General features: G+C 69.7%; 12 protein-coding genes and 1 pseudogene. 8 read left to right on the top strand and 5 right to left on the bottom strand.

What is annotated here, in order from left to right; translation table 11 throughout:
- Positions 1 to 219 precede the first annotated feature (219 nt).
- The 3 genes from ACZ7L1_RS27455 to ACZ7L1_RS27465 form a co-directional block, all read right to left on the bottom strand.
- Positions 220 to 372, bottom strand: coding sequence for a hypothetical protein (locus ACZ7L1_RS27455; protein ID WP_471440691.1), 153 nt, complete (start codon positions 370 to 372; stop codon positions 220 to 222).
- A 286-nt stretch (positions 373 to 658) separates the two neighbouring features.
- Entirely contained in the window at positions 659 to 1723 is a 1065-nt protein-coding gene (locus ACZ7L1_RS27460; protein ID WP_471440692.1) for an LLM class flavin-dependent oxidoreductase, read from the bottom strand.
- Between the two features lie 108 nt (positions 1724 to 1831).
- Positions 1832 to 2392: an NADPH-dependent FMN reductase gene (locus ACZ7L1_RS27465; RefSeq protein WP_471440693.1), complete on the bottom strand. Its 561-nt coding sequence runs from the start codon at positions 2390 to 2392 to the stop codon at positions 1832 to 1834.
- Between the two features lie 123 nt (positions 2393 to 2515).
- Between ACZ7L1_RS27465 and ACZ7L1_RS27470 the strand changes: the two genes are divergently transcribed.
- From ACZ7L1_RS27470 to ACZ7L1_RS27480, 3 genes and pseudogenes are all read left to right on the top strand, one after another.
- On the top strand, positions 2516 to 2977 hold the full coding sequence (locus ACZ7L1_RS27470; protein WP_471440694.1) for a MarR family winged helix-turn-helix transcriptional regulator: 462 nt from the start codon (positions 2516 to 2518) through the stop codon (positions 2975 to 2977).
- Between the two features lie 238 nt (positions 2978 to 3215).
- Positions 3216 to 3455, top strand: a pseudogene (locus ACZ7L1_RS27475) (ATP-binding protein); the annotation flags it as partial.
- A 397-nt stretch (positions 3456 to 3852) separates the two neighbouring features.
- A complete protein-coding gene (locus ACZ7L1_RS27480; protein WP_471440695.1) occupies positions 3853 to 4767 on the top strand; it encodes a restriction endonuclease in 915 nt (304 codons plus the stop codon).
- A 136-nt stretch (positions 4768 to 4903) separates the two neighbouring features.
- On the opposite strand, the gene phoU is transcribed toward ACZ7L1_RS27480, so the two are convergent.
- A complete protein-coding gene (gene phoU / locus ACZ7L1_RS27485; RefSeq protein WP_471440696.1) occupies positions 4904 to 5575 on the bottom strand; it encodes a phosphate signaling complex protein PhoU in 672 nt (223 codons plus the stop codon).
- 882 nt (positions 5576 to 6457) lie between these two features.
- On the opposite strand from phoU, the gene ACZ7L1_RS27490 reads away from it, so the two are divergent.
- From ACZ7L1_RS27490 to ACZ7L1_RS27500, 3 genes are all read left to right on the top strand, one after another.
- Positions 6458 to 7480 carry a glycoside hydrolase family 3 N-terminal domain-containing protein gene (locus ACZ7L1_RS27490; RefSeq protein WP_471440795.1) on the top strand — a complete coding sequence of 341 codons (1023 nt, stop codon included), beginning with the start codon at positions 6458 to 6460 and terminating at the stop codon, positions 7478 to 7480.
- 110 nt (positions 7481 to 7590) lie between these two features.
- The gene (locus tag ACZ7L1_RS27495; RefSeq protein ID WP_471440697.1) at positions 7591 to 8847 is read left to right on the top strand and encodes a glycoside hydrolase 5 family protein; all 1257 of its coding nucleotides are present in this window, start codon (positions 7591 to 7593) and stop codon (positions 8845 to 8847) included.
- A gap of 99 nt (positions 8848 to 8946) precedes the next feature.
- On the top strand, positions 8947 to 9429 hold the full coding sequence (locus tag ACZ7L1_RS27500) for a glycoside hydrolase family 2 protein (RefSeq protein WP_471440698.1): 483 nt from the start codon (positions 8947 to 8949) through the stop codon (positions 9427 to 9429).
- Positions 9430 to 9570: 141 nt separating this feature from the next.
- Here the strand turns inward: ACZ7L1_RS27500 and ACZ7L1_RS27505 are convergent, their stop codons facing one another.
- Entirely contained in the window at positions 9571 to 10503 is a 933-nt protein-coding gene (locus tag ACZ7L1_RS27505) for a 2-dehydropantoate 2-reductase (protein ID WP_471440699.1), read from the bottom strand.
- 306 nt (positions 10504 to 10809) lie between these two features.
- On the opposite strand from ACZ7L1_RS27505, the gene ACZ7L1_RS27510 reads away from it, so the two are divergent.
- Both ACZ7L1_RS27510 and ACZ7L1_RS27515 read left to right on the top strand, forming a co-directional pair.
- Positions 10810 to 11442, top strand: coding sequence for a CGNR zinc finger domain-containing protein (locus ACZ7L1_RS27510; protein ID WP_471440700.1), 633 nt, complete (start codon positions 10810 to 10812; stop codon positions 11440 to 11442).
- A gap of 295 nt (positions 11443 to 11737) precedes the next feature.
- Positions 11738 to 12736 (top strand): cyclase family protein, encoded by a 999-nt coding sequence (locus ACZ7L1_RS27515; RefSeq protein ID WP_471440701.1) that lies wholly within the window; start codon positions 11738 to 11740, stop codon positions 12734 to 12736.
- Positions 12737 to 12992: the final 256 nt, after the last annotated feature.

Genomic DNA, 12992 nt, shown 5'->3' on the forward strand with positions numbered 1-12992 from the left:
AGGCGGAGCGTCGCCCGCGTACTGGATGTACTCGGGCGATGCGACAACGCGGCGAGGTGCCGTGCCGGGCGTCGCGAGCCGGTGAACCTTTCCGGCCACAGCACCAGCTCCACGGCCATCACGTAGCCGATGCCGCGTGCCTCGAGGGCGGCGCGAAGCGGTGTCCACACAGCCCCCGATGATCACGCGCTGGCCGTCCCTGCTGCGGACGGGCAGTATTCACTCGTCGTAGTACTCGCAGTCGTCGCCCTGGACACGCGCCCCCAAGACCCGCGCGATCTCCAGCATCTTCTTGAGCAGGATCTCATCGGGGTTCTTCACCACGATCTGCCCCTCTTCCCAGTCCAACCAGGCGTGTTGACTGCGATGCACCGGGGCCGCGGCTCATCCACCGCGGGCCGTTGTGGTCCGCATGGTCGCCACCGGCCGGGGGGAAGGCCGGCCGGTGGCGAGTGGATCGCCGCTCGCTTGTGCCCGGGCGGTGGCCGCGATCGCCCGCCAGGCGGGCGTGGTCATTGCGACCGGCGCCCGGCCGTCCACTGCACACAGCGCCCGCGAGGGGCTGCCCCTTCTGGTCCGCCGTCGACTCCTGCCGCACTGACACGGGATATCAGGTGCTGCCGCTGTGGTTGAGGTGAAAGTGGAACGGTGATGCGCGTCAGGGGCTCATCAGGTCTCGGACGCGTGGGGCTACCTCGGTGCCGAAGAGTTCGATGTTGGTCGTGAGTGCCTCGTGGGGGAGGCCGTTCATGCCGTACTTGAGGTCGAAGCGGCTGGCTCCGAGGTCCTTCAGGGTGGTGACGATCTTCTGGGCCACGGTTTCGGGTGATCCGACGAACAGTGCGCCTCCGGGGCCGACGTCGTGCGTGAACTGCTCGAAGGTGGGAGGGCGGAATCCGCGCTGCCGGGCGACTTTGCGGATGGCCGTGTCGTAGTGGGGCCAGAATTCGTCGATCGCCTGTTCGTCGGTCGCGGCCACATGTCCGGGGCTGTGCACGCCGACGGGCTGGTCGAGGTGTCCGTATTGCTCCAGTGCCTGCCGGAAGAGCTGTGCGAAGGGAGCGAACCGCGCCGGGGGGCCGCCGATGATGGCGAGCATGAGCGGGAATCCGTAGCGTGCGGCGCGGACCACGGACTGGGGGCTTCCGCCGACGCCGATCCAGGTCGGGATCGCCCCGGACTCGCTGTGTGGATAAACGGGCTGGTCGTTCAGGGCCGGCCGGGTGCTTCCCGACCAGGAGACGGGCTTTTCCTTGCGTAGTTCGGCGAAGAGATTGACCTTCTCCTCGAAGAGGAGGTGGTAGTCGGCGAGGTCGTAGCCGAACAGGGGGAAGGACTCGGTGCTGGAGCCTCTGCCGAGGATCAGCTCTGCGCGGCCCTCGGAGACGGCGTCGAGCGTGGCGTAGCGCTGGTAGACCCGGACGGGATCGTCGGAACTGATGACGGTCACACCGGATCCCAGCCGTATGCGGGAGGTGCGCGACGCGATCGCAGCGAGGACCACGTCCGCCGCGGACAGGGGCATCCAGTCGGTGTGGTGTTCCCCGATGGCGAAGTGGTCGAGCCCGACCTGGTCGGCGAGGACACCCTCGGCCACGAGATTGCGGATGGACGCGCCGTGCGGCAGGGGCCGGCCCTGGGCATCGTGGGACACGTCGCCGAACGTGTCCAGGCCGAGAGTGATGGGGTGGCCGCCCGAAGGGGAGGGATCTTCGTTGGTCATGGGCAGGCTTCTCACGTGCGATAACGGGCGGAAGGTGGGGCACGGGCCGCCTCCCGCACCGGTGTTGTCGGGCACGGATACGGGGGCGGCCTCGGGCTGGGCGGTTCGTCAGCCGGCGCGGAGCGGCGCCAGAGCCTTGCTCCAGGCGACCACCTGGTCCAGCGTGCCGGCGAGGGCATCGGCCTGGGCGTCGGCGGGCTTGAAGACGCTGAAGTTCTCGAAGTCGGTGAACAGGGAGAGCGCCACCTGGGAGCGGACGTCCGCCATCTGCAGCTCGCCGGCGATCAGGCGCAGGTGCTCCACGGCCCGGGTGCCGCCGGTGGAGCCGTAGCTGACGAAGCCGACGGACTTGTTGGCCCACTCGGCCGCCAGGAAGTCGATGGCGTTCTTCAGCGCACCGGGCACCGAGTGGTTGTACTCGGGTGTGACGATCACGAAGCCGTCCAGAGAGGCGATCTTCGCGGCCCACTCGTGAGTGTGCGGCTGGCTGTACTGGCCCATCGCCGGCGGGTAGGGCTCATCCAGCAGCGGCAGCTTGTAGTCCAGCAGGTCGACGAGCTCGTACTCGGCGTCGGTGCGGCGCCGGGCGTGCTCGAGCACCCAGTGGGCCACGGCCTCACCGTTACGCCCGGGCCGCGTACTGCCGAGGATGATGCCTATTTTCGTCATGTGCTCACCTTTACAAGAGGAGGTACTTGCCGAGTCAAGTACATGCCTACATGGTGGCAGGTACTTGCCGTGTCAAGTAGATGGGGAGTTTGATTGACGTGTCAAGGAGATAGGGTGTGAGGCATGTCCCCTCCAGAGCAGACCCTGCGCCCCCTGGATGCCGCCGAAGAAGCACTGGTGCGCGCGCTGGGCGATGTCATGATGGCGCTGCCGCGCGCCGTCGACGCGGACATGATCCGCGACGGAGGCCTGCGGCTTTCCGAGTACACCCCCCTGATGTTCCTGTCCGAGGCCCCTGCCAGCCGGATGCGGATGAGCGAACTCGCCCAGGCCTGCAACCTCACGCTCAGCGGAATGACCCGTGTCGTCATCCGCCTGGAGAAACAGGGGTTCGTCCAGAGGGTCCGGTGCGACGAGGACCTGCGCGGCTGGAACGCTGTCCTCACCGAAGACGGTCTCGCCCGCCTGCGGGAGGCGTGGCCCGCCCATCTGGCCAGCGTGCGGCGGCGCGTGCTCGACGACCTCGCCGGCCAGGACCTCACTCAACTCGCAACCGCGCTGCGGCACATCGCGAAAGCATGCTGAGGCGTGGAGCTACCCGTCGCGGGCCAGGCGTCGTGTAGCGGCGGGCGGCGTTCCTTCGTCGACCCTGCTGCCCGTGGCACCCTGCAGGAGCGCCGCCCGTGGCCGCCGCCCCCGCCACGCTTGGTGGCGATACGAGGCGTGTCGATCGGTGTCGTACGACTGGGACAGGAGCGGGTCGTCGCGGGACAGTCGGGGGCGTGTCCCGCCGGGCGCCCTGCCTGACACCGCTTCTTCCCGCCCCGGCTACCGGGTCGAGTACGTTCTCGCGACCAAGCTCGTCAACGAGTTGGTCGAGGCCGCCGACGAGAGGCGGCTGACCAAGACCATCGCCCGCTACGGCCGCGCTGATCTTTTGTGTATCGATGAGCTCGGCTACATGGAGCTCGACCGGAGGGGCGCCGAGCTTCTCTTCCAGGTTCTGAGGGAGCGGGAGGAGAAGAACAGCGTGGCCATCGCTGCGAACGAGTCGCTCTCTGGCTGAACCAAGATGCCGACGACCGCCTCCGTGAGGTAGTGAACAGGGCGAACGTAGCTTGATGCGGCACTAGGGCGCGTATCGAGTCGTGATCAATCTGCGGGATTCGCCCTCGTGGCGGGCCTGGGCTGGTAGACCCTCTTGCGCGACGCGAGCGCAACTGACGGATGAGGAATGGGAGTCCATCGGGCCGTACCTGCCGATCGGCAAGTACGGCCCGTACCCCGGGGGGCCGCGCAGCACGAGGCAAGGTGGCGGCGGGCTCTGGCGAGCAGGTACCGGTGCTGGACGCGCCCCTGTGTCACGGAGATCGCCGGGCCGCCACAACGGTGGTGAACCCCAAGATCCAGGGCAGACGGGAAGTGATCTTCGTGTCGGTCCCGTGGGGGGAGAAAACCTCGTGGCAACGCCCGTCCGCCGTAGGCAACCAGTCACCCGTCGGCGCGCCTTCGATCTGCGCTACACGGCCCTGTTCTTCGGCCTCCTGGCCGCTGTCGTCAGCCTCGTGGGCTTGACCGCCCGCACGGCGATCAGTGTCGCAGAGCACCGCCCCGCCTGGGCCGTCGTCCTCGGAGTTCTCGTTCTGACAGCCGCGCTGCTCCCGCGGCGGCGTCGGCGGCATCCGTTCTCCGTGGCCCGGACCGCGCGCAAGGCCACCGCCGCGCTGGACGAGGCGACCCGGACGGCACTCGACGTACTGGATCACGGCCCTTCTCCCGGCCGGGCCCCCGCCGCATCCGCCACGGCCGACGAACCGCTCGTCGCACCCGCCGGGCCGAGGAACCCCCACGAGGCACTGGCCGGGCGGACCGATCCCCACGAGGCACCCGCCGCCTCCCGCGACGCCGAGGAGGCCGTCACGCTCACACCCGACGTGGCGACCGCCCCTTTGAAGACCGGGCCCTTCGACCTCGAGACCCTGGATCCCGATGAGTTCGAGCAGGCGACAGCCGCCCTGTGCGAGCGCGACGGATGCACGGAGGTGCAGGTCGTCGGCGGAGCCGGAGACCTCGGCGCCGACGTGGTGGCCACGGCTCCGGACGGAAGGCGCGTCGTCATCCAGTGCAAGCGATACGGTGATACCAATCGGGTCGGTTCCCAGGACCTCCAGCGCTTCGGTGGCACGTGCTTCACCGTTCACGAGGCGGATGTCGCGATCATCGTCACCACCAGCGGTTTCACCGCTCCAGCGCTGGAGTACGCCGAGCAGTGCGGGATCGTGTGCTGGGACCGGGAGGACCTGCAGGCGTGGAGCGACGGCACCGGGCCGGAACCCTGGCGGCCACGGACGCCGGACACGGACGCTGACCTGTAGCGCCAGGCACACGGCCTCGTCGCCGGGAACCGTCGTGATCGGAGACCTCAGCCTCGACCTCTGCGACGGCGAACGACCACACGTCACCGCCCATCGCGCCACCAGGACGTAACGCCAAGATCACGCACTCGCCGCGTCACGCCGAAGGCCGGTCGGTGGGCAGCTGGTCCGCGTGCTCACCGGTGACCAAGTAGACGACGCGCTGAGCCACCGACACCGCGTGGTCGGCGAACCGTTCGTAGTAGCGGCCGACGAGCGCGACGTCCACGGCTGTCTCCACTCCGTGCTGCCAGCGTTCGTCCATCAGATGCTGGAAGGTCGCGCGGTGGAGCTCGTCCATACGGTCGTCGTCCAGTTCCAGCTGGAGGGCCGCCTTGACGTCCTGGGTGAGGATCACTTCGGCTGCCTGCGCCATCAGGCGCTGCGCGAGCTGGCCCATCTCCAGGATCGTGCGGCGCAGATCGCGGGGCACGGCACGTTCGGGATAACGCATCCGCGCCAGCTTGGCCACATGCTGGGCAAGGTCTCCCGAGCGTTCCAGGTCCGCGCTCATGCGCAGCGAGGTGACCACGATGCGTAGGTCGGTGGCGACCGGCTGCTGCCGCGCCAGCACCGCGATCGCCCGGTTCTCCAGGTCACGCTGCAGGTCATCGACCTTCTGGTCGGCGGAGATCACGCTTTCGGCAAGCTGGAGATCGGCGTCCAGGAGCGCAGTGGTGGCCAGACCGATGGCCGAGCCGACCAGGTTCGCCATCTCCACCAGCCCATCACTGATCGCACCCAACTCCTCGTGATAGGCCTCCCGCATCGCGTCCTCACCGTCCAATCGTGTGTTCGCCGGCCTTTAGCCCCGTTGTCCCGTTGTCAGACTCGCACACGCCAGAAGAGTTGAGGATCTTCAAAGCGGCAGGCGGCCATCCCACGCCGCTTCACCGCACCTCCACTTGCCAGGCATCGCGCGAGCGTGGTGCAGTGCGGCACCGCTGACGGCCCGCTCGTGATTGCCCGTGCAAGGCACCGTCCAAAAGAGGAGGGAATCGAGGCTTTCGTCTATATGCTGACCGTTTCATCCCACAGTCACACGCTAACTCGCCGGCGTTGCAGCCCGTGGTCGTCCAGCGTTCCGTCCGTGGTTCCAGGGCTGATCACCCGGCCCGCGGGTTGCTCGCGAGCAACTGTGCCGCCACCTCCGTTTCCATCGGAGCAGGTCGGCCGAGCGTCATCGGGCCGGCAGCGGTGGCCGGGCCTCAGCCAGCAGGGGCATCGGCCACCTGTGAATCGACGTACGGTGTGATGGAAACAGCCGGCCCAAGCTCGCCGTGCCGGAAGCGGCTCCCAAGCCCCGCGGACCGAAGCGATCCGAGCAACAAGCTCAGGAGAGAAATACATGACCACGCGTGTCCGCCGACCGCGAAGTCGCCGCTCCGCATCCCTGCGCACCATAACCCTGCTGATCAGCCTGGCGCTGACCGCCGCCGCCTGCGGCGAATCGGCCACGCACGGAGGACCGGCCGATTCCCCGCGGCCTCTCGCCACCGGCTCTGGCACGAAAACCCCTGGTACCGCCGGTCCCCTGCCCAGCCGCACCGCGACCAGTGCCGCCTCGGCCACCACCGGGGCCGCCTCCCCGGCCGCCACAAGTACCGCTCCGACACCCGCTGCCACCTGCGCGGACCGGTACTTCTCCGGGATGACTCCGGCTCAGCGGGTTGGGCAGCTTTTCATGGGTGGAGTCTCCGCGGCCCACCCTGACGAGGCCCAGCTGCGCACTCTGCGTGACCATCACGTGGGATCCATCATGCTCACCGGGCGCAGCAGCGCCGGTACAACGGTGACCAGAAGGCTGGTCGACGGTTTTCGCGGTCAGGCGGACCAGGTCGCCGGTGGGCGGGTCGGGCTGATGGTCGCCACCGACCAAGAGGGCGGCCGGGTGCAGGTGCTGAGCGGCCCGGGCTTCTCGGTCATACCCAGCGGGCTGACCCAGGGCAGCTGGCCGGTCACGACACTGCGTACACGGGCCGCAGGCTGGGCGGAGCAGCTGAAGGCTGCCGGAGTCGACCTCGATCTGGCCCCGGTCGCCGACGTGGTCCCGGCAGGCCTGGGCACCCGCAACGGCCCCATCGGCCAGTACGCCCGTGAGTACGGCCACACCGCCGGCACCGTGACCTCCCACAGCAACGCCTTCGCCGCCGGCTTCGCGCAGTCGGGCGTGATGACGACACTCAAGCACTTTCCGGGACTCGGCCAGGTGATCGGCAACACCGACGTCAGCGCGAACGTCGTGGACTCGGTGACGACCGCCGACAGCTCCGGTCTCATGCCCTTCCGGGCAGGGATCCGTGCCGGTTCGCCGTTCGTCATGGTCTCGTCGGCCACTTACACCAAGATCGACTCAAAGCACCTGGCAGCCTTCTCGCCCACTGTCATCGGTCAACTGTTGCGCCGTGACATGGGCTTCAAAGGGGTGGTGATCTCGGACGACCTCGGGAACGCGGTCGCGGTACGGTCCTTCACCCCGGCGCAGCGGGCGCTGAACTTCCTTTCGGCAGGCGGAGACATGATCCTGACCGTGCGGCCGAGCACGGTACCGGCGATGGCTCAGGCGATCCGGACCCGGATGCAGCAGGACGCCTCCTTCCGAGCCAAGGTGGAGGACAGCGTGCATCGGATCCTCGCCGCGAAGCACGATGCGGGGTTGCTCGTCTGTCGCTGAGCCCGTTCCCGTCCGCCGCGGGACAAGGACGGAGCGCCCGCCCGCGCCACCGGTGAACGCAAGCGGTAGAGGGCTGACCACCCTCCCCATCCACCTCCCTAGGACTGTGCATGCCTTCTGCCGTGCGCTTCGGCGTCAACTACACCCCCAGCGAGGGGTGGTTCCACCACTGGCTCGACTTCGACCTGGACTCCGTACGCGCCGACCTGGACTCGATCGCCGCACTGGGCCTGGACCACATCCGGGTGTTCCCGCTGTGGCCCTACTTCCAGCCCAACCGCACCCTGATCCGGCCGCGCGCCGTGGAGCAGCTTGTGGTGCTCGCCGACGCGGCGGCCGAACGCGGCCTCGACGTGAACGTGGACGGCCTGCAGGGGCACCTGTCCAGCTTCGATTTCCTGCCCGCCTGGACGCGGACCTGGCACCGGCGCAACCTCTTCACCGACCCGGACGTGATCGACGGCCAGGCCGCCTACCTGCGCACGCTCGCAGCGGCCCTGGCCGACCGGCCCAACTTCATCGGCATGACCCTCGGCAACGAGATCAACCAGTTCTCCGCCGACCCCCACCCCGATCCCGACCGGGCCACGCCCGGACAGATCGACGCCTGGCTGGAGCGTATGCTCGCCGCCTGCGAGGAGGGCGCGCCGGGTCGACTGCACCTGCACGCCGAGTACGACGCCACCTGGTACCAGCACGACATGCCGTTCACCCCGGCCCAGGCCGCCCGGCGCGGCGCCGTCACGGCGGTCCACTCCTGGGTGTTCAACGGCACCGCCCAGCGACACGGCCGTGCCTCCGTCCCGAGCGAACACCACGCCGCCTACCTCGTCGAGCTCAGCAGGGCCTGGGCCGACGACCCGCGCCGCCCGGTCTGGCTCCAGGAGGTCGGCGCGCCCGCCCCGCTGGTCCCCGCCGAGCACGCCGCCGCCTTCGCCGAGGCGACCCTCACCCACGTGCTGGACTGCCCCGACCTGTGGGGCGTCACCTGGTGGTGCTCCCACGACGTCTCCCGCAGCCTCGCCGACTTCCCGGAGCTCGAGTACACCCTCGGCGTGCTGAGCAACGACCGGCAGCCCAAGGACATCGCGCACGTCCTGGCCCGCACCGCCCGCGACACCGCCCACACCCCGGCGCCGCGGACCACCGCCCTCGTCGTGCCCGCCGACCCGGCGCTGCGCCCGGCGCTCGCGCCCGGCGGCGACGTCTTCCAGGCCTTCTTCCGGCTGGTCGCGGAAGGCGCCCGGCCCACCACGGTGCTCGACACCCGGGCGGAGGACCCGGACCACCTCCGCGCACGCGGCATCACCGAGGTCGTCAGCACCGATCAGGTGCTTCCAGACCCGGACGCAAGCCGTCTCACATGACGCTCCCGTCCGCCCGCCTCGCCACCCACACTTGGCACCGTCACCGCCCGGCTCCACGACCTGTCCGGCCGGGAGCTCGGCGAGAGCAGGACGGCCCGGGTGGACGTGGAGCGGGCCGCCACCGCTGAGGTGTTCACCGCCGCGTGGACGGATGACCTTGCGGACCTGCACCTGCTGCGGCTGATCCTGGAGGACTCCCGGGGCAGGGAGCTGTCACGGAACACCTACTGGCGCTACCGCGAGGCCGCCGCACTGCGGGGTCTGAACAAGGTGAAGCAGGTGAGGCTGACGGGGGCGATCACCGGGGTGTCGGCCGGGGAGCCCTCCGGTGACCGCCAGGAGCTGACGGCGGTGATCCCCAACCAGGGCTCGGTGGTGGCCGCCATGGTCCGGCTCTCGCTGCTGGAGGGCCCGCACGGCCGGCGCGTGCTGCCGACGCCGTACAGCGACAACTACCCGTGGCTACTGCCCGGCGAGTCCCGGACGGTCCGCCTGTCCTGGCCGACGGGAGCCTGCTCGTCACGGCACCCGGTGCTGACGGCGGAGGCGTACAACAGCCCGGTCGCGACCCTGCGCGGCTGAGACGCTCCGTGCCCCCGGCCGCCTCCCGGGCTCGGGAGGCGGCCGGGGGCACGGAGTCACCCGCCGGCCGGCGGCTGATTCGAGACAGCGGTTGACCAGGCCCAGCGGGCGCCGGATCCGCGACTGCTCGAGCTGTGCGGGTCAGCGCTCCGGATCGGGTCGTCCCAGCTCGTAGGGGGTCAGGACAGCAGCGATCGTCTGGTTGCGCGGTGTCGGGATCCCGAACTCGCGGCCGAGTGTGACGACGCTGCCACTGAGCCAGGGCAGTTCCAGGCGGTTGCCCTGCATCAGGTCGTTGTGCATCGAGGACGTCATCGCGGCCGGCAGGGTGTCGCAGAACGCCAGCCGCTCGTCGGCGAACTGCGGATCGAGACTCACCCCGGCGGCGCGACCGACCTGCACGGCTTCCGCCATCACGTCGCGCAGCAGTTCCCGGCAGTGAGCGTCGGAGCGGATCACCCCTATGGGCTGACGTACGGCGGTGGTCGTCGCCGAGAGCCCCACCAGGAAGACGAACTTTTCCCAGATGACCCGTTCGATGTCCGAGCTGAGCTCCGCCTCGATGCCGGAGGAGACGCAGGCGTCGAGGAAGTCGCCAGCGCGGGGGGTGTCCACGTCGCCGTAGGGCCCGAACACCACCTTTTGCATTGCGCCGCGGTGGGAGACGACGCCCGGCTCCTCGATGACGGCGGAGATGTAGCAGACGCCGCCCCACACGGCCTGCGTCGGCAGGTGCCGACGCAGGACTGCGTCTTTGCGGACTCCGTTCTGCAGGGAGATGACGCGGGTCCCCTCGTCCACGACATCGGCCAGCTGGGCCGCGACGTCCTCGGTGTCCCACAGTTTCACGGCGACGAGCACTATGTCGGCGGGTTCCAGTTCCGCGATGGTCGGGACTACCGAGGTCGCCGGGACCTTGAGGTCGCCGAGCGGGCTGCGTACCAGCAGTCCGCGTTCCCGGATGGCCTCCAGATGACGGCCCCGGGCGACGAAGGTGACTTCGTGGCCCGCTGCGGCAAGCCGGGCGCCGAAGTAGCCCCCGACACCGCCTGCCCCCACGACGGCTATGCGCATGACGTGTTCCCTTCCCCTACGGGAGATGACGTGAATCGTGCCGGGCTCCCGCTCCTGGCAGGACCGCTCGCTGCTCGCCGACCGGCGCGGTCGCGCCTCTTGTCGTCGATCTGTCGCGGCCGCAAGGGATCGGACCCAAGGATCCCAGGCGCCGCGGGCAGTAGAAGCCTGCTGCAACGCGAAGGCCATGGTCACCACGGACTCCGAGACCGCTCCCCCGCGCGGTGGACCGGAAAAAGCGGGGAGCGGGGCGACGCGTCTCCACGGCTCCCCCTTAGTAACCTTTTACAGAGTTACTATAGCCGCATGGTCGAAGGAGCACAGGACGGCCGACGCACCCGGATCACGGCACAACTCCGCGAACTGCGCTTCGACGCCGGATCCCTGTCGTTGAATCTCATCGCCACGGTCGGGCGCCGCCCGTCTACGCCGATCGAACGGATGGGCGACATCGAGCGGCTCAGGGCCTGGTGCGAGGGGGTCCGGGTCGTCGTTCACCCGGACGAAGACTTGGCGGGGCTACTCGAAGCCCTCCACGAACTGCGGGCCCGCGCGTACGACGTCGCGGCCGGATACCTCCACCGCCACGCCCCCCAGGAGGAGTCGGTGCGGCTCCTGAACCAGCTGGCCCGGGTGCACCCGCCGGCCCCCCAGCTCGAGGCGGACGCCGATGGTCTTCCCACCGCAGCAAGGAGTCCCGGGTTGTCGGCTCCCGCACTGCTCTCGCTGATCGCCCGAGACCTGATCACGCTGATCTCGGATCCGATGCAACGGCAGAGGCTGCGCGAGTGCGACTCCCAGATCTGCAGGATGCTCTATCTCGACGCCGCGCAGGGAAGGCCTCGGAAATGGTGCTCCATGCAGCGCTGCGGCAACAACACCAAGGCGGCCAGGCATCGCCGCCACCGTGAGAAGGCCGATGGTCTACCAGTGCCCTGAGCAGCCGTCATGGTCGCACGGCGGAGTTCGACGAGCACGTCGAGACGGTCCATCCATTCGGGGAGAGGCGAAAACCGCGGTGCCAGGTACTCCTGGAACATCGCCACGTCCCTCGGCTCGACCGTCAAGTCCCACGTGTCCTCAGCCACCAGTGCGTCATCCGGACGTAGACAATGCCGTCGGCGTACGCACATGCCCGTCGAGCCTGACCGGACCCGGTCCCGCGAGGACCCTCGACCGCAGCGCGCCCTCCGGGCAGGCCGGCGACACCCTCTGAGCCTTGGAGCGCTGAGCAATGACCAGCAGCCCGCACGATTCCACCTCCGCATCCGGTCCCGCCCCGGGCTCCCTGCGGAATTCCGCTCCGGACAACGGTCCTGCCCTCACCCGGGAGGAGTTCGACACCCTCTTCGACACCGTACGGGCCTGGGGCCGTTGGTCCCCGGAGGACGCCGACCGCGGCGCCTGGAACCGGGTCTCTCCGGAGCACGTCCGGCGGGCCACGGGCCTCGTGCGCACCGGCACCACCGTCCCGCTGGCGCTGCCCTGGAACACGGTGCCGGGCCCGGACAACGGCAAACCGGCCCTGCACTACATGTCCGACCTGGGGGACGTCGAGGCCCCCGAGCCCTCCTGCCACAAGGACTTCATCGCCACCGACTACCACGGCAAGGGCGTCAGCCACCTCGACGCCCTCTCCCACATCGCCTACCGCGGGCAGCTCTACGACGGGCACACCGCCCGGGAAGTCGTCGGCGCCGCCGGCGCCCGCTTCGGGTCGGTCTCGGCCCTCGGCCCCCTGGTCACCAAGGGGGTCCTGGTGGACATGCCCGCCGTACTCGGCATCGACTGGCTGGAGCCGGGCACGGCCGTCCACGCCGCGGACGTACGCGCCGCCGAGAAGGCCCTCGGGGTGACCATCGGCGACGGTGACGCGGTCCTGCTGCGCTCCGGTCACTTCCGCCGCCGCGCCGAACGGGGCGCCTGGAACCCCGACGCCGCCAGCGCCGGACTCCACGTGGACGCGATGCCCCTGCTGGCCCGACGCGGGATCGCCCTGCTCGGCGGCGACGGTGACAGCGACGTGCGGCCCTCGCCCGTCGAGGGGCTGCACTCCCCCGTGCACGCCCTCGCCATCACCGCCATGGGCGTCCCTCTGCTGGACAACCTCGATCTGGAAGCGCTCTCCGCTGCCTGCGCGCAGGCCGGTCGCTACGAGTTCCTCCTGGTCGTGGCCCCCCTGAACATCCCCGGCGGCACCGGCTCACCCGTTACCCCGGTGGCGGTGCTGTGATGCCGCGGACCGCTTCACCGTCAAAGTCGGCTGCGACTTCCTCGACGCGGAAGGCCGCAGCGTCCGGGCCGACATCCGGCTCGGCGCGCCGGCCGGGGCACCCGACGTCGAGTTGCACTGTCTGCCAGACGCGCACCACCGACGAGTGTCGGTGGTTCCTCGCACGATCACGGCCGGAAGCAACCAGCCGATCGGTGCGGCGGTCGCGCCCCCGGCGACCCCGGCACCGATCAGGTGCGGCCGTGCGGAACGCGCC

The sequence above is a fragment of the Streptomyces sp. NPDC107546 genome (assembly GCF_055639175.1).